The sequence below is a fragment of the Frankia nepalensis genome (assembly GCF_016786325.1).
Classification (GTDB): Bacteria; Actinomycetota; Actinomycetes; order Frankiales; family Frankiaceae; genus Pseudofrankia; species Pseudofrankia nepalensis.
Genome location: NZ_JADWYU010000200.1, coordinates 1 through 17,294, shown reverse-complemented (window position 1 = coordinate 17,294; position 17,294 = coordinate 1). Strand labels below are relative to the sequence as shown.

11 protein-coding genes are annotated in these 17,294 nt (G+C 73.0%); all 11 read left to right on the top strand.

All coding sequences use genetic code 11. The features are described from left to right. Positions 1–191: 191 nt before the first annotated feature. The 11 genes from hisI to I6A81_RS30850 all read left to right on the top strand — a co-directional run bounded on the left by hisI (position 192) and on the right by I6A81_RS30850 (position 17,089). Positions 192–647, top strand: coding sequence for a phosphoribosyl-AMP cyclohydrolase (gene hisI / locus I6A81_RS30900; protein ID WP_238428344.1), 456 nt, complete (start codon positions 192–194; stop codon positions 645–647). Continuing rightward, on the top strand, positions 634–2,190 hold the full coding sequence (locus tag I6A81_RS30895; RefSeq protein WP_203000312.1) for an anthranilate synthase component I: 1,557 nt from the start codon (positions 634–636) through the stop codon (positions 2,188–2,190). The genes hisI and I6A81_RS30895 overlap by 14 nt, the downstream gene beginning before the upstream one ends. An 11-nt stretch (positions 2,191–2,201) precedes the next feature. Next, a complete protein-coding gene (locus I6A81_RS30890) occupies positions 2,202–2,924 on the top strand; it encodes a Trp biosynthesis-associated membrane protein (RefSeq protein ID WP_238428339.1) in 723 nt (240 codons plus the stop codon). Between the two features lie 332 nt (positions 2,925–3,256). Further along, a complete protein-coding gene (gene trpC, locus I6A81_RS30885; protein ID WP_203000314.1) occupies positions 3,257–4,063 on the top strand; it encodes an indole-3-glycerol phosphate synthase TrpC in 807 nt (268 codons plus the stop codon). A 556-nt stretch (positions 4,064–4,619) separates the two neighbouring features. After that, the gene (gene trpB / locus I6A81_RS30880) at positions 4,620–5,912 is read left to right on the top strand and encodes a tryptophan synthase subunit beta (protein WP_203000599.1); all 1,293 of its coding nucleotides are present in this window, start codon (positions 4,620–4,622) and stop codon (positions 5,910–5,912) included. Between the two features lie 168 nt (positions 5,913–6,080). After that, positions 6,081–6,932, top strand: a complete 852-nt coding sequence (trpA, locus tag I6A81_RS30875) for a tryptophan synthase subunit alpha (protein WP_307875022.1) — start codon at positions 6,081–6,083, stop codon at positions 6,930–6,932. Between the two features lie 101 nt (positions 6,933–7,033). Then, positions 7,034–8,284 (top strand): prolipoprotein diacylglyceryl transferase, encoded by a 1,251-nt coding sequence (gene lgt, locus I6A81_RS30870; protein ID WP_203000601.1) that lies wholly within the window; start codon positions 7,034–7,036, stop codon positions 8,282–8,284. Beyond that, positions 8,277–9,023, top strand: coding sequence for a VIT1/CCC1 transporter family protein (locus I6A81_RS30865; RefSeq protein WP_203000602.1), 747 nt, complete (start codon positions 8,277–8,279; stop codon positions 9,021–9,023). Before lgt ends, I6A81_RS30865 begins: the two co-directional genes overlap by 8 nt. Positions 9,024–9,472: 449 nt before the next feature. Then, positions 9,473–14,038, top strand: coding sequence for a glutamate synthase large subunit (gltB, locus tag I6A81_RS30860; RefSeq protein WP_203000603.1), 4,566 nt, complete (start codon positions 9,473–9,475; stop codon positions 14,036–14,038). 447 nt (positions 14,039–14,485) lie between these two features. Further along, entirely contained in the window at positions 14,486–15,928 is a 1,443-nt protein-coding gene (locus tag I6A81_RS30855; protein ID WP_203000604.1) for a glutamate synthase subunit beta, read from the top strand. Positions 15,929–16,396: 468 nt separating this feature from the next. Next, positions 16,397–17,089, top strand: coding sequence for an adenylate kinase family protein (locus I6A81_RS30850; protein ID WP_203000605.1), 693 nt, complete (start codon positions 16,397–16,399; stop codon positions 17,087–17,089). The last annotated feature ends 205 nt before the right edge of the window (positions 17,090–17,294 follow it).

The window sequence follows — 17,294 nt, the reverse complement described above, 5'->3', positions numbered from 1 at the left end:
CGCAGGCGCGCCTCCGCGGAGGCCCGTCCACGAGCGAAGCGAAGTGGTCGGGCCGCGGCGGAGGTCGCCGGAGCGCACGTGAGCGGAGGAGGACGGCGCGCGGAGGTCCCGTGGGAGCGAAGCGAGCACGGGGCCGGAGCGCGCCGCCCGGACGGAGCGAACCATCAACACTGCACAATGGCCGGGTGAGCATGACCTCGTCCGGGCTTGATCCCGCTCTCGCCGAGCGGCTGAAGCGGGACTCCTACGGGCTGTTCCCCGCCGTCGTCCAGCAGTTCGACACCGGCCGGGTCCTCATGGTCGGCTGGATGGACGACGAGGCGCTGCACCGGACGCTGACCACCGGCCGGGCCACCTACTGGAGCCGCAGCCGGCGGGAGTACTGGGTCAAGGGCGACACGTCCGGCCACGTCCAGTGGGTGCGCTCCGTCGCGCTCGACTGCGACGGCGACACGGTGCTCGTCCAGGTCGACCAGGTCGGCCCCGCCTGCCACACCGGCTCGTCGAGCTGTTTCGACGGCCGCGAGCTGCCGTCGGCGTTCGGCTCGCCGGCCGGCGTCACCCCGCCGCCGGGCGCGGCGGGCACCGACCAGGACCCACGCTCAGCGTCGATCGCGCGCACGGGAGACTCCGATGACGACCGGTGAGATCCACCCGAGCCGCGACGAGTTCCGCGTGCTCGCCGCCGGCCACGCCGTCGTGCCGGTGACCCGCCGGCTGCTCGCCGACGGCGAGACGCCGGTCGGCGTCTACCGCAAGCTGGGCGGCGGTCCGGGCACGTTCCTGCTGGAGTCCGCCGAGCACAGCGGGACGCGCTCCCGATACTCGATCATCGGGGTGCGCGCCGCCGCCACCCTCACCGGGGCCGACGGCGAGGCTCGCTGGACCGGCGGCGAGCCGCCGCCCGGGGTGCCGGCCGGCGGCGACCCGCTGGCGGTGCTGCGCGCCGTGGAACGGGCGCTGCGGGCGCCCCGGCTGCCTGGCACGCCGCCGCTGATGGGCGGCCTGGTCGGCTACCTCTCCTACGACTTCGTGCGCCGGATCGAACGGCTGCCGGAGTACGCCGTCGACGACCTGGGCACGCCCGAGCTGCGCCTGCTGCTGTGCACCGACCTCGCGGTGCTCGACCACGCCGACGGGTCCTGCCTGCTGGTGGCCAACGTCTTCACCCGCGCGCGCGGCGCCGCGGACGGGCAGCCGGCGGTCGACCAGACGGTGCTCGACGAGGCCGCGCTCGACGCGGCGTACGACGACGCGGTGGGCCGGCTCGACGTGATGACCGCCGAGCTGCACAAGTGGTCCGAGCCGACCGTCGCCGCCACCCAGGCGGTGCCGCCGCTCGACGTCTCCCGCTTCGTCTCCGCGATGGCGCCAGGGCAGTTCCAGAACGCCGTCGAGCGCTCGATCGAGGAGATCCGCGCCGGCGAGTGCTTCCAGATCGTGGTGTCCCAGCGGTTCGAGCGGGCGACCACCGCCGACGCGCTGGACATCTACCGGGTGCTGCGGGCGTCCAACCCGAGCCCTTACATGTACCTGCTGCGCTTCGGCGACTTCGACGTCGTCGGCACCTCGCCGGAGGCGCACGTCAAGGTCACGGGAGACCGCGCCCTGCTGCATCCGATCGCCGGCAGCCGCCCGCGCGGCCAGACGCCGGAGGCGGACGCGGCGCTCGCCGCCGAGCTGCTCGCCGACCCCAAGGAGCGGGCCGAGCACGTCATGCTCGTCGACCTGGTCCGCAACGACCTGGGCCGGGTCTGCGTGCCCGGAACGGTGCGGGTCGTCGAGTTCGCCGCGGTCGAGCGTTACTCGCACATCATGCACATCGTGTCGACGGTCATCGGCGAGGTCTCGCCGGACCACAGCGCCATCGACGTGCTGGCCGCGACCTTCCCCGCCGGCACGCTGTCCGGCGCGCCAAAGGTGCGGGCGATGGAGGTCATCGACGAGCTGGAGCCGACCCGGCGTGGCCTGTACGGCGGCGTCGTCGGCTACCTGGACTTCGGTGGCGACCTGGACACCGCGATCGCGATCCGCACCGCGCTGGTCCGGGACGGCGTCGCGTACGTGCAGGCCGGCGCCGGCGTCGTCGCCGACTCCGACCCGGACTCGGAGGACCGCGAGTCCCGTACCAAGGCCGCCGCCGTTCTGCGCGCGATCGAGATCGCCGAGACCCTGCGCCCACCGGGGTGAAGGACGAGCACATGAGAAACGACACAGACATGGACACCGGCGCGGACACCGGCGCCGGGCCGGACGGCGGCGTGGAGCCGACCGGCCGGACGAACGTGCCGATGCGCGTGCATCCGCGGGCCGGCGGCTCGCTGACCCGTCGGCTCGCGGGGCGGTCAGGGCTGGGGACCGCGGTCGTCGGCTGCCTGGTGGGGGCGGCTCTGGTGCTGTTCGCGAACTCGGCGACGTGGGTGCGCGCCGAGGTCGCCGACGCGGCGACGGCCGTCGGCGGGGTGGGGGCCGCCTCGCTGAGGGTGAGCCTGTCCGGCGGCGACCTCGCCCCGGCGGTGAGCGCGCTCGGCCTGCTGGGCCTGGCCGCGGTGGTCGCGCTGGTGGCCACCCGGGGCGCCGGCCGGCGGGTCGTCGGGACGCTGGTCGCCGCGGCGGGTGTCGGCGTGCTCGTGCTGGCGGCCCGCGTGGTCGCCGACCCGGACGCGGCGGCGCTGCGGGCGCGCCAGGCGTCCGAGCTGGCCCCGAGCGGCCAGCCGAGGCTGACGGACTCGGCCACGCTTACGGCCGCGCCCGTCGCCGTCCTGCTCGGTGGGCTCGTCCTGCTGGGCGCTGGCGCGCTGGCGGTCGCGTTCGGCGGGCGCTGGCCCGCGATGGGGGGCCGTTACCAGACCAGGTCCCGGCGCCCGCTGGACGACTGGGACGCCATCGAGCGTGGCCACGATCCCACGGATCCCACCGCCTAGCACCGGCTTAGCCCCCTCGCCGCCGGGTAGCCCGGTGGTGAACGCGATGGCGCGCCGGATGATGCGCCATCGCGTGGCCGAGCGGATGCCGGGCGCGCCCGGCGGCGCCGACGGGCAACAAAGAGACAACCACGCTGTGTAGTGTGGGGACGCTGGCTCCTTGCTGGATATGGGCTGTTTGGCCGTTGATCGCGCCGATCGATCCCGTCCGGACAACCAACCGGCAACTACTTACAGTGAGCGGGTTGGTGCGGCCGTGGGGGGTCATGTGCGTTCTTTGAGACGGGGCCTACCATCGGCCCCATGGCAGCGAGAGCCACAGGAGCCGGGCTGTGACCGTCCTTGACGACATCATCGCCGGTGTCCGTGTCGACCTGGCCGAACGCGAGTCCCGTACCCCCCTTGACGTGCTCAAACAGCGTGTCGAGCGAGTGCCGGACCCCCGTGACGCGCTGGCGGTGCTGCGCGCCCGCCGGGTGGCGGTAATCGCCGAGGTGAAGCGGCGCAGCCCGTCCAAGGGGGAGCTGGCGGGCATCCCGGATCCGGGTGCCCTGGCCGGCCTCTACGAGGCGGCCGGCGCCGCCGCCGTCAGCGTGCTCACGGAGCGGCGCCGGTTCGGCGGGTCACTGGCCGACCTGGACGCCGTCCGCGTAGCCGTCGACGTGCCCGTCCTGCGCAAGGACTTCATCGTCTCCCCATACCAGATCTTCGAGGCGCGCGCCCACGGCGCCGACCTCGTGCTGCTGATCGTCGCGGCGCTCGAGCAGCCGAGGCTCGTCGGCCTCCTGGAGCGCGCCGAGTCGCTCGGGATGACCGCGCTGGTCGAGGTGCACGACGAGGAGGAGACCGAGCGGGCGCTCGACGCCGGCGCCAAGCTCATCGGGGTGAACGCCCGCGACCTGAAGACCCTCCAGGTCAAGCCGGAGACCTTCGCCCGGCTGGCGCCGCTGGTGCCGGCCGGCATCCTGAAAGTCGCGGAGTCCGGCATCCGCGGGCCGCACGACCTGCTCGGCTACGCGGAGGCCGGCGCCGACGCGGTGCTCGTCGGCGAGGCGGCGGTCAGCGGCCCCGACCCCCGCCAGACGGTCGCCGACCTGGTCGCCGCCGGCGCCCACCCGGCCACCAAGGTCGGCCGCTGAGTTTTCTGGTTCGCTCCGTCCGGGCGCGGCGCTCCGGCCCCTTGCTCGCTTCGCTCCCAAGGGACCTCCGCGCCGCGTCCTCCTCCGCTCACGTGCGCTCCGGCGACCTCCGCTGCGGCCCCCCTCCATCGCTTCGCTCGGAGGAGGGCCTCCGCGGAGGCGCGCCTCCGCGGCGCTGGGGCGCAGTCCCAGCGTCAGGGTTTTTCTGGGTCCGCTCCGTCCGGGCGCGGCGTGCCTCCGCGGCGCTGGGGTGCAGTCCCAGCGTCAGGGTTTTTCTGGGTCCGCTCCGTCCGGGCGCGGCGTGCCTCCGCGGCGCTGGGGCGCAGTCCCAGCGTCAGGGTTTTTCTGGGTCCGCTCCGTCCGGGCGCGGTGCGCCTCCGCGTCGCTGGGGTGCAGTCCCAGCGTGAGGGGTTTTCTGGGTCCGCTCCGTCCGGCGCGGCGCTCCACCGCGCCGCTGGGGCGCAGCGCGAGTTGAACGTCTGCCTGATCTTTCGCTGTGCTCCCACCCGGACCTGGACCGGTAAAACCGCTGGCGGTTGCCGATAGAGTCGGGGCCGTGAGCGCTCGTAGCGCCGGATCCACCGGCACCGTTGTCCCACCCGCCCTTGCCGCGACGCCCGGGGCCGGCGACTGGGCGAGTGTGCCGACCGAGCTCGGGCACTTCGGCCGGTTCGGCGGGCGGTTCGTGCCGGAGGCGCTGATGGCGGCGCTCGACGAGCTGACCGCCGCCTACGCGGAGGCCATCGCCGACCCGGCGTTCGTCGCCGAGCTGGACGGGCTGCTCGCCAGCTACGCCGGCCGGCCCACCCCGGTCACCGAGGCCCGCCGGCTCACCGAGCACATCGGCGGCGCCCGGCTGCTGCTCAAGCGCGAGGATCTCGCGCACACCGGCTCACACAAGATCAACAATGTCCTCGGGCAGTGCCTGCTGACGAAGCGCATGGGCAAGACGCGGGTGATCGCCGAGACCGGGGCCGGCCAGCACGGCGTCGCCACCGCGACCGCCTGCGCGCTGCTAGGCCTCGAGTGCGTGGTCTACATGGGCGAGGAGGACACCCGGCGCCAGGCGCTCAACGTCGCCCGGATGCGGCTGCTCGGCGCCGAGGTCGTCCCGGTGGCGTCCGGCAGCCGGACCCTGAAGGACGCGATCAACGAGGCGCTGCGCGACTGGGTCGCCACGGTCGAGCGCACCCACTACTGCATCGGCTCGGTGATGGGCCCACACCCGTTCCCGATGCTCGTCCGCGACTTCCAGCGGATCATCGGCGTGGAGGCGCGCGAGCAGGTCCTGGCGCTGACCGGGAAGCTGCCCGACGCGGTGGTCGCCTGTGTCGGTGGCGGTTCGAACGCGATGGGCATCTTCCACCGGTTCATCCCGGATACCTCCGTGGCGCTGATCGGCTGCGAGGCGGGCGGCGACGGCCTGGCCACCGGCAGGCACGCGGCCGCGATCGCCGGCGGCTCCTCCGGCGTGCTGCACGGCATGCGCTCGTACTTCCTGCAGGACGACGACGGGCAGACGAAGGTCTCGCACTCGATCTCCGCGGGCCTGGACTACCCGGGCATCGGGCCGGAACATGCCTGGCTGCACGACACGGGGCGGGCCACCTACCGCGTGGTCGACGACACGGCCGCGATGGACGCCCTGGCGCTGGTCGCGAGGACCGAGGGGATCTTGGTCGCGATCGAGAGCGCGCACGCGTTCGCCGGCGCCTTCGAGGTCGCCCGTGAGCTGGGGCCGGAGGCGACCATCCTGGTCAACTGCTCCGGCCGCGGCGACAAGGACGTCGACACCGCCGCCCGCTGGTTCGACCTGCTCGACGCGCCCGCGGACGGCGAAGCGGGCTGACGGCCCGGCCAGCCCCGTCGGGCGGGCCGTAACGGCCAGATGACGGGTTTTGTCTCACGAAATCCATCGTTTACATCGCCGATACAAAACGGGCCGGCCGGACAGGCTCACCCACCAGAACACACACGCGGATGGACGGCCGGAGCCCGGCCGGGAGACGGACAGCAGGTGGTCGTACAGGGCACGCGCGGGCGGCTCGCGGACAGCTTCGCGGCCGCGCGCAAGGAGGGCCGCTCGGTCCTGGTCGGCTACCTGCCGGCCGGCTACCCGACGGTCGACGGCGCGATCGCCGCGATGCGCGCCATGGTCGAGGCCGGGGTGGACGTCGTCGAGGTCGGCCTGCCGTACTCCGACCCGACGATGGACGGGCCGGTGATCCAGGACGCCGCCGACGCCGCGCTGCGCGGCGGCGTCAGCACCGCCGACGTGCTGCGCACGGTCGAGGCGGTCGCCGACACGGGCGCCCCGACGCTGGTGATGACCTACTGGAACCCAGTGGAACGCCACGGCGTCGAGCGGTTCGCCGCCGATCTCGCCGCCGCGGGCGGCGCCGGGGTGATCACTCCGGACCTGCCGCCGGAGGAGGCCGGCCCGTGGCTGGACGCCGCGGGGGCACACGGGCTCGACCCGGTGTTCCTGGTCGCGCCGAGCTCGACCGACGAGCGGATCCGGCTGGTGACCAGCATCACCGGCGGCTTCGTGTACGCCGCCTCGCTCATGGGCGTGACCGGCGCGCGCCAGTCGGTCGGCGCCGCGGCCGAAGGCCTGGTGGAGCGGGTGCGGGCGGTCACCGACCTGCCGGTGGCGGTCGGGCTGGGCGTGCGCGACGGTGGCCAGGCGGCGACCGTCGCCGCCTTCGCCGACGGCGTGATCGTCGGTTCCGCGCTGGTCGCCGCGCTGCTCGAGGCGGAGCGCGCGGGCACCGGCCGGGAGGCGGGCCTCGCGGCGATCCGCGTGCTCGCGGCCGACCTCGCCGCCGGCGTGCGCGCGGCTCCCGCGCCCGCCGCCGCGACGAGCTGACGGCCGCCGCCGTGGGCGAAGCGGGCGGAAGTATCTTCGCTGGCAACTTTTGTGCCGGGTCTGCTGGACGACGGCGCGGCCTCGCTGGGTAGCCTTGCGCCGTGGTCCTAGCCGCGATTCCCAGCCCGTCCCAAGGCGTCATCCACCTCGGTCCGCTGCCGCTGCGGGCCTATGCCTTCATGATCATCATAGGGGTAGTGGTCGCGGTCTGGCTGACCGGCCGGCGGCTGAGCGCCCGCGGCGCGGACCCGAGCCTCGCCGGCGACGCCGGCGTGTGGGCGGTGCTGTTCGGCATCGTCGGTGCCCGGCTCTACCACGTCGTCAGCAGTCCCGACGCGTACTTCGGGGCTGACGGCAACCTGGCCGACACGCTGAAGATCTGGAACGGCGGCCTGGCGATCTGGGGCGCCGTGGCCGGCGGCGCGCTCGGTGTCTGGATCGCCTGCCGCCGCGCCAAGGCCTCGTTCCTGCTGTTCGCCGACGCCGCCGCGCCGGGCCTCGTGCTCGCGCAGGCGATCGGCCGTTGGGGCAACTGGTTCAACCAGGAGCTGTTCGGCCGGCCCAGCACGCTGCCATGGGCGCTCGAGATCGACGCGGAGCACCGGCCCGCCGAGTACCTCGACTACGCCACGTTCCACCCGACGTTCCTGTACGAGTCGCTGTGGTGCCTGGGCATCGCGGCGGTGCTGCTCGTCGTCGACCGGCGCCGCCGGCTCGGCCGGGGCCGGTTGCTGCTGCTCTACATCATGCTGTACACGGCCGGCCGGGCGTGGATCGAGGCGCTGCGGATCGACGACGCCGAGCACATCGCCGGCCTGCGGCTCAACGACTGGGTCAGCGCCGTGGTGTTCGTCGCCGCGCTGGTGACCTTCCTTCTCCTGCGCAAGCCGGTCGACGCGCCGGCCAAGCCGGCCGCCGCCGCGGTCCCTTCGGCGTCCTCCGCCGCGGGCGACGCCGCCTCGTCTCCCGCGGGCGCGCCGGCCAAGGACGCGTCGGCCAAGGAGGCACCCGCCGCGGAGGCGGCCGCCTCGGACCTGGCCAAGGACCCGGCGAAGGACCAGGCGACGCCCGCGGGCACGACGCCCACGGACCCGCCCAAGCCCACGGACCCGTCGAAGGACACCGCGGACCCGTCCAAGGACACCGCCGCGGACGCGACGACCAAGCTCAAGAAGGACGGGGACGCGCCGGCCGCGGTCGCGGGGGGCCCGGCCACGGCTCCGGCCGACCCCGAGGCGACCGTGGTCGCGGCGGGCGCCGTGAGCGGGCGCGTCGGTCTCGACAAGCCGGGGACGGCGGGAGCCACGCGGGGTGGTGACGACCCCGCGGGGGGCACCCGTCGCGATGCCTGACGCCAGGCGTCCCGATCTCCGGCCACTCGCGCGGGGCGAGGCCGCGGCCTGGCACCGGCACGGGCATCGCGACGTCTCAGGCGGTTGGCTGCGGCCCGCGGTGTTCGGGGTGATGGACGGGCTGGTCAGCAATGTCGCGCTGCTGTCCGGGTTCGCCGGCGGCTCGGCGTCGAGGTCCACGGTGGTTCTCGCGGGCCTGGCCGGTCTCGCTTCCGGCGCGTTCTCGATGGCGACGGGGGAGTACACCTCGGTCAGGTCGCAGAACGAGGCGACGACGGCCGAAATCGAGGTGGAACGGCGCGCGCTTTCGGAGTTCCCGGCGGCCGAACTCCGGGAACTGGCCGCGATGTACGCCCGGAAGGGGGTCGACCCGGCGCTCGCCGCCGCGCTGGCCCGCCAGCTGCACGTCAACCCCGAGATCGCGCTGGCGGTGCACAGCCAGGAGGAGCTGGGGGTGACGCCGGGCCGGTTGCCGAGCGCGCCGCTCGCCGCCGGGGCGTCGTTCGTCGCGTTTGCCCTCGGCGCGTTGATACCGGTGCTGCCGTACCTGTTCGGCGCCGAGAACTTCCTGGTCAGCGCGGTGTTGGCCGGTGTGGCGCTGTTCGCCGTCGGGGTGCTGGTGAGCCGGTTCACCGGCCGTTCCCCGCTGCTGTCCGGTGCCCGGCAGCTCGCGCTGGGCGCGCTGTCGGCCGGCGCCACCTACCTCGTGGGCGTCCTCGTCGGCGGCGTCGCCGGCTGATCCCGGTCGGCGCGGCCGCGAGCCGCGGTCTGGCCGGCGCGCGGGCCGATCGGGCCGGGGTTAGCCTGGAGTTCGCCGGCCGTTGATCGGAAGCCTGGTTGTCGGAACGGCAACACACCAACTAAGCCAGCAAGCGTAGAACTAGCGTGCTTGGAACACAACTGTCACATTTATGTGACCTGCCGGACACTGATGATCTCAGCGAATCGGGCGGGGGCATGGCACACTCGTTGGAGCGCATGACGCCGCTGGCTCACCGCGCCCTGTCCCAGCTGCCTCGGTTCTAGTCCACTCGGTGCCGGCTCACGGTACCGGGCGCCCTGGGTCCGAGGGCGCTGTGCCATGGCACCGGTGCGAGGCACCGGTGCCGCCTACCCGCCGTCTGCGCTCATCCCGGACAGCGTCGTCCGCACCCCTTCAGGCCCTGAAGACGGACAGGACACCTCCGGATGCCGACTACGCAAGGTCTCTACGACCCCTCCTTCGAGCACGACGCCTGTGGTGTCGGTTTCGTCGTTGACGTGCACGGGCGGCGGAGCCATGAGCTGGTCGATCAGGCCCTCACCGTACTGCGCAACCTCGACCATCGGGGAGCATCGGGTAGCGACCCGGACACGGGCGACGGCGCGGGCATCCTGCTCCAGGTCCCGGACGCGTTCCTGCGCGACGTGGCGGGCTTCCCGCTGCCGGCGCCCGGCCGGTACGCCGTGGGCATCGCGTTCCTTCCGCAGGTGGCTGGTGACCGGGACGAGGCGGTCCGGACCATCGCCCGCCTCGCCCGGCAGGAGGGCCTGCGGGTGCTCGGCTGGCGGGAGGTGCCGGTCGTCAGCCACATCGTGGGCCACGCGGCGCGCGAGGTCGAGCCCCGAATGCGTCAGCTGTTCGTGACCCTGCCGGGCACCCCGGTGGGCTCGGCGGTCGGCGCGCCGGTGGAGGTGGCCGCCGGCGACGGCTTCGACGCGCTGGCGCTGGAGCGGCGGGCGTTCTGCCTGCGCAAGCGGATCGAGCGGGAGACCGGTGTCTACCTCCCGTCGCTGTCCGCGCGCACGCTCGTCTACAAGGGGATGCTGACCACCCACCAGCTGTCGGCCTACTTCCCGGACCTCGACGACCCGCGCCTGGCGAGCGCCATCGCGCTGGTGCACAGCCGGTTCTCGACGAACACCTTCCCGAGCTGGCCGCTGGCGCACCCGTACCGCCTGATCGCGCACAACGGTGAGATCAACACCGTTCGCGGCAACCGGAACTGGATGCGCGCCCGCGAGGCGCTGCTGGCCAGCGACCTGATCGACGGCGACCTGGCCCGGCTGTTCCCGATCTGCGCCGACGACGCCAGCGACTCGGCCAGCTTCGACGAGGTCCTCGAACTGCTGCACCTGAGCGGGCGCAGCCTGCCGCACGCCATCCTCATGATGATCCCGGAGGCCTGGGAGAACCACGAGGAGATGGACCCGAAGCGGCGGGCCTTCTACGAGTTCCACGCGGCGCTGATGGAGCCGTGGGACGGCCCGGCGTCGATCGCCTTCACCGACGGCACGCTGATGGGCGCGGTGCTCGACCGCAACGGCCTGCGCCCGTCGCGCTACTGGGTCACCGACGACGGGCTGGTCGTGATGGCCTCCGAGGTCGGCGTGCTCGACATCCCGCCGCACCGGGTGATCCAGAAGGGCCGGCTCCAGCCGGGCCGGATGTTCCTCGTCGACACCGCGAAGGGCCGGATCGTCAGCGACGACGAGATCAAGGCCGAGCTGGCCGCCGCCGCGCCCTACGAGGAGTGGCTGCACGCCGGGGTGATCGAGCTGGACGACCTGCCCGCCCGTGAGCGCGTCGTCTACAGCCACGAGTCCGTCACCCGCCGCCAGCAGGTCTTCGGCTACACCGAGGAGGAGCTGCGGATCATCGTCGCGCCGATGGCGCGCGACGGCGCCGAGCCGATCGGCTCGATGGGTACCGACACCCCGGTCGCCGTGCTCTCCGAGCGGCCCCGCCTGCTGTTCGACTACTTCCAGCAGCTGTTCGCCCAGGTCACCAACCCGCCGCTGGACGCCATCCGCGAGGAGCTGGTCACCAGCCTCGGCCACTACCTCGGCCCCGAGGGCAACCTGCTCGACCCGGGCCCTGCCTCGTGCCGGATGGTCCACCTGCCCTTCCCGGTGATCAGCAACACCGACCTGGCGAAGATCATCGGTGTCAACGACGACGGGGACATGCCCGGCTTCGCCTCCGTCACCGTCCGCGGCCTCTACGAGGTCGCCGGCGGCGGCGCGGCGCTCGCGGCCCGGATCGAGGAGATCTGCGCCGGGGTGAGCGCGGCGATCGCGGACGGGGCCCGCATCGTCGTGCTCTCCGACCGCGACTCCAGCGAGCGGCTCGCCCCGATCCCGTCGCTGCTGCTCACCGCGGCCGTGCACCACCACCTGATCCGGGAGAAGACCCGGACCAAGGTCGGCCTGATCGTCGAGAGCGGCGACGCCCGCGAGGTGCACCACATCGCGCTGCTCGCCGGCTACGGCTGCTCGGCGGTGAACCCGTACCTCGCCTTCGAGTCGGTCGAGGACCTGATCGTCCGTGGCGAGATCGAGGGGCTGACCCCGGAGAAGGCGGAGAAGAACCTGATCAAGGCGCTCGGCAAGGGCGTCCTGAAGGTCATGTCCAAGATGGGCATCTCGACCATCGCCAGCTACACCGGCGCGCAGGTGTTCGAGGCGATCGGCCTGCGCTCCGACCTGGTCGCCAGGTACTTCACCGGCACCCCGTCGCGCCTGGAGGGGGTCGGCCTCGAGGTGCTCGCCGACGAGGTCGCCGCCCGGCATCGCCGGGCCTACCCGCGGGTGCCGACCGAGCTCGCGCACCGCGTCCTGGAGACCGGCGGCGAGTACCAGTGGCGCCGCGAGGGCGAGCTGCACCTGTTCAACCCGGAGACGGTGTTCCTGCTGCAGCACGCCACCAGGAGCCGGCAGTACGAGGTGTTCAAGGAGTACACGGCCAAGGTCGACGAGCTGTCGAAGCGCAACGCCACCCTGCGCGGCCTGTTCGAGCTGCGGGCCGGCCTGCGCGTGCCGATCCCGATCGAGCAGGTCGAGCCGGTCTCGGAGATCGTCAAGCGGTTCGCCACCGGCGCCATGTCCTACGGCTCGATCAGCGCCGAGGCACACGAGACGCTGGCGATCGCGATGAACCGGCTCGGCGGCAAGTCGAACACCGGTGAGGGCGGCGAGGACGCCGAGCGCTTCGTTCCGGACGCGAACGGCGACCTGCGCCGCTCGGCGGTCAAGCAGGTGGCCAGCGGCCGGTTCGGGGTGACCAGCGAGTACCTCGTGAACGCCGACGACCTGCAGATCAAGATGGCGCAGGGCGCCAAGCCCGGCGAGGGCGGTCAGCTGCCCGGCCACAAGGTCTACCCGTGGATCGCCAAGACCCGGCACTCGACACCGGGCGTCGGGCTGATCTCGCCGCCGCCGCACCACGACATCTACTCGATCGAGGACCTCGCCCAGCTCATCCACGACCTGAAGAACGCCAACCCGAAGGCGCGGGTGCACGTCAAGCTGGTCGCCGAGGTGGGCGTCGGCACCGTCGCCGCTGGCGTCTCCAAGGCGCACGCCGACGTCGTGCTGATCTCCGGCCACGACGGCGGCACCGGCGCCTCGCCGCTGACGTCGCTCAAGCACGCGGGCGCCCCGTGGGAGCTCGGCCTAGCCGAGACCCAGCAGACGCTGCTGCTCAACGGCCTGCGCGACCGGATCGTCGTGCAGGTCGACGGCCAGATCAAGACCGGCCGCGACGTCGTCATCGGAGCGCTGCTCGGCGCCGAGGAGTTCGGCTTCGCGACCGCGCCGCTGGTGGTCGCCGGCTGCGTGATGATGCGGGTCTGCCACCTCGACACCTGTCCCGTGGGCGTGGCGACCCAGAACCCGGCGCTGCGCGAACGGTTCGCCGGCAAGCCCGAGTTCGTCGAGAACTTCTTCCTGTTCATCGCCGAGGAGGTCCGCGAGCACCTGGCGCGGCTGGGCTTCCGGACGCTCGAGGAGGCCGTCGGCCGGGTCGACCTGCTCGACGCGGCCGCGGCCGTCGAGCACTGGAAGGCCGAGGGCCTGGACATCAGCCCGCTGCTGCACACCCCGGAGACCCCCTTCGGCGGCTCGCCGCACAACTCGGAGAGCCAGGACCACGGGCTCGACAAGGCGCTCGACAACTCGCTCATCCAGCTGTGCGAGGGCGCGCTGGAGGACGGCCGTCCTGTCTGGCTGGAGATGCCGATCCGCAACGTCAACCGGACCGTCGGCACCATGCTCGGCTACGAGGTCACCCGCCGCTACGGCGCGGTGGGCCTGCCGGACGACACGATCTCGCTGCGGTTCACCGGTTCGGCCGGCCAGAGCTTCGGCGCGTTCGTCCCGCGCGGCCTCACCCTCACCCTGGAAGGCGACGCCAACGACTACACGGGCAAGGGCCTTTCGGGCGGACGGATCATCGTCTTCCCGCCGAAGGAGGCGCCGCTGCGCGCCGAGGAGAACATCATCGCCGGCAACGTGCTGCTCTATGGCGCCACGGCGGGTGAGGCGTTCTTCCGCGGCGTCGTCGGCGAGCGGTTCTGCGTCCGCAACTCGGGGGCGACCGCCGTCGTCGAGGGTGTCGGAGACCACGGCTGCGAGTACATGACCGGCGGCACCGTCCTCGTGCTCGGGCAGATCGGCCGCAACTTCGCGGCCGGCATGAGCGGTGGCGTCGCGTACCTGTACGACCCGGTGGTCGCGCGGATCAACACCGGGATGGTCGACGTGGAACCGCTCGACGCCGGCGACCTCAAGACGGTCGAGGACCTGCTCGCCCGGCACCGCAGGGAGACCGGTTCGGCGGTCGCCGCCGGCCTGCTGGCCAGCTGGGCGGACGAGCAGGCCAAGTTCGTCAGGGTCATGCCCCGCGACTACAAGCGGGTGCTGACCGCGATGGCGCAGGCCAAGGAGCAGGGCGTCCCCGCCGACGAGCTGATCATGGCACTGGCCCGCGGCTGACGTAGTTGAGCGGAACCCCACCGGGCAAGAGAAACCCAGGCGGGGAAGGTTAAAGATCAGGTAGTCGGGCTGGGCGCGGAGCCCCCTCCACGAGCGAAGCGAGGTGCGGACTCGTGAGGGTGGCTCTGGTGGGACGTTCAGGATCCGGTGACTGAGCTGGGCGCGGAGGCGCGCCTCCGCGGAGGCTCCTTCCGCGAGCGAAGCGAGGTGCGGACCCGTGGGGGTGGCTCTGGTGGGAACGTTCAGGATCCGGTGATTGAGCTGGGCGCGGAGGCGCACCTGCGCGGAGGCCCCTCCACGAGCGAAGCGAAGTGGAGGGGCCGCAGCGGAGGTCGCCGGAGCGCCCGTGAGCGTAGGAGGACAGCGCGTGGAGGTCTCGTGGGAGCGAAGCGAGCACGAGGCCGGAGCGCGCTGCCCGGACGAAGCGAACCAGAAATAAGGAGCGGCATGGCTGACCCGACTGGGTTCCTCCGGCACCGGCGGGAGCTGCCGGCGCGCCGGCCCGTGGATGTGCGGATCCAGGACTGGCGGGAGGTGTACGAGCAGTTTCCCGCGCCCGCGCTGACCTCGCAGGCGGCGCGGTGCATGGATTGCGGCATCCCGTTCTGCCACAACGGCTGCCCGCTGGGCAACCTGATTCCGGAATGGAACGATCTCGCCCGCCGGGACGAGTGGTCCGACGCGATCGACCGGCTGCACGCGACGAACAACTTCCCGGAGTTCACGGGCCGGTTGTGCCCCGCGCCGTGTGAGGCCGCCTGCGTGCTCGGGATCGCCGACGACCCGGTGACCATCAAGCAGATCGAGGTCACCATCATCGACCGCGCGATCGCGGACCAGGGGCTGGTCCCGGTGCCGCCGTCGGCGCGCAGCGGCAAGAAGGTCGCCGTCGTCGGCTCGGGCCCCGCCGGGCTCGCCGCCGCCCAGCAGCTGACCCGCGCCGGGCACGACGTGACCGTGTACGAGCGGGCCGACCGGATCGGTGGCCTGCTCCGCTACGGCATCCCCGAGTTCAAGATGGAGAAGGCGGTCCTCAACCGGCGCCTGGCGCAGATGGAGGCCGAGGGGACCAGGTTCGTCGCCTCGTGCAATGTCGGCGTCGACATCAGCGCCGACGAGCTGCGCGCGACGTACGACGCGGTGGTGCTCGCCGGCGGGTCGACCGTCGGGCGCGACCTGCCGGTGCCCGGCCGGGAGCTGTCCGGCGTCCACTTCGCGATGGACTACCTGCCGCTGGCGAACAAGGTCCAGGAGGGCGACCTGGCGGAGCCGCCGATCACCGCGGCGGGCAAGCGGGTCGTGGTGATCGGCGGCGGCGACACCGGCGCCGACTGCCTGGGCACGGCACACCGGCAGGGCGCGGTCTCCGTGCACCAGCTGGAGATCATGCCGCGCCCACCGGAGTCCCGGCCGACCTCGGCGCCGTGGCCGACGTACCCGATGCTCTACCGGGTCACCTCGGCGCACGAGGAGGGCGGCGAGCGGGTCTACGCGGTGTCCACCGAGTGCTTCCTCGGGGACGACGAGGGTCGGCTGCGCGCGCTGCGCATGTACGAGGTCGAGATGGTCGGCGGGAAGTTCCAGAAGGTCGAGGGCACCGAGACCGAGCTGCCCTGCGAGCTGGTGCTGCTCGCGATGGGTTTCGTCGGCCCCGAGCGGGCTGGCCTGCTCGACGGCCTCGGCGTCGAGCTGGACGCCCGCGGCAACGTGGCCCGCGACGCCGGCTGGCAGACGTCGGTTCCCGGTGTGTTCGTCGCCGGTGACATGGGCCGCGGCCAGTCGCTGATCGTCTGGGCGATCGCCGAGGGCCGGTCGGCGGCCGCGGCCGCCGACCGCTACCTCGCCGGCACCACCGACCTGCCGGACCCGATCACCCCGACCCGCCGATAGCGGCGCCGGCCGGCCGGCGGCTGTCACCGGGGGAGTGAGCGGCGCCTCGCGCGCGGGCTCGCTCGACGGTCCCGGCGGGGACGCTCTCATGATCGAGGGCCGTGTTCTTGGACACGGCCCTCGATCGCGTTTTGGCCCGGTAGAGTCGCATTTACCGAATCGAGAATGGCATTTTCGTCCCGGTATCGGCCGATTACCTGTGGGTAGGTTTCCGTGTCGATCGATGATCCGGCGCGGAGCGTGATGTGAACCGGCTCGCGGCGGGAAGGCGGCCGGAAGATCGCGGTGTGCCACACCGTTCTGAGCGGGTAGACGCATCGCGACGCTGGCGGATACGCTGCCCGGGCCCCGGCAAGGCGTTGGTACTCGCTGGGGCTTGGTTATTCCCGCAGCCTTCCGATGCGTGGGTCGGGTTTCTAACAGGTCATCCAGCCTCCTGGGGGTTTTGTGCGCGGTAGCGTCCATTCGGTGAGAGTCGTGCTGCTCGGACCTCCGGGCTCTGGTAAGGGCACGCAGGCCGCGCGGATCAGCTCCCGTTACGGCATCCCCGCGATATCCACTGGTCGCCTGCTTGACGCCGAGATTGCCGCCGGGTCTCCACTCGGCCGCCGTGCCGAGGAGTTCGTGCGCGCGGGCGAGCTCGTTCCCGACGGGCTGGTTCTCGACCTCGTCGCCGACCGCCTGTTCGGCCCCAGCGCCCCCGCTGTGCTCGACCACGTGCCGCAGACCGCGGCCGTCGCCGCGGCCGGCGCGGCGGGCGCCTCGGCGTCGTGGCGGGCGACCGACACGCTGACCGCGGCCCCGGCCGCGGACGTGTGCCAGGGATTCCTGCTCGACGGCTTCCCGCGCACGCTGGCGCAGGCCGAGGCGTTCGACGCCCGGTTCGCGACCGCTGGCTGCGCCCTGAGCGTGGTGCTCGACCTCGATGTCGACGAGTCCACCGTCCTCGCGCGGATCAACCAGCGCGCCCAGTCCGAGGACCGGCTCGACGACGACGAGGAGACCGCGCGCCGCCGGCTCAAGGTCTTCGCGGAACGCACCGCCCCGCTGCGCGCCTACTACGCCGCCGCCGGTCTCCTGCGGACCGTCGACGGCTCCGGTACCCCCGACGAGGTCGCCGCCCGCGTCGAGACCGTCCTCGAGGCCGTCGCCCGCCGATAGCGCCCGCCGTGCCGCCGGCCTGCCCAGCCGGCCCGCCACGCCGCCGGCTTGCCCAGCCGCCACGCCACGCCACCGGCCTGGCACACCGCCCGCGCGCCTTCGGCTGTCTGGCGACGGGCGGGCCGCGGCCCGCCCCTCGCCGCCGCCGCGGCCCCCCCCCCCCGGGCGGGCCGTTGTGGGTCAGGCACCCCCGGGCGGAAGAAAG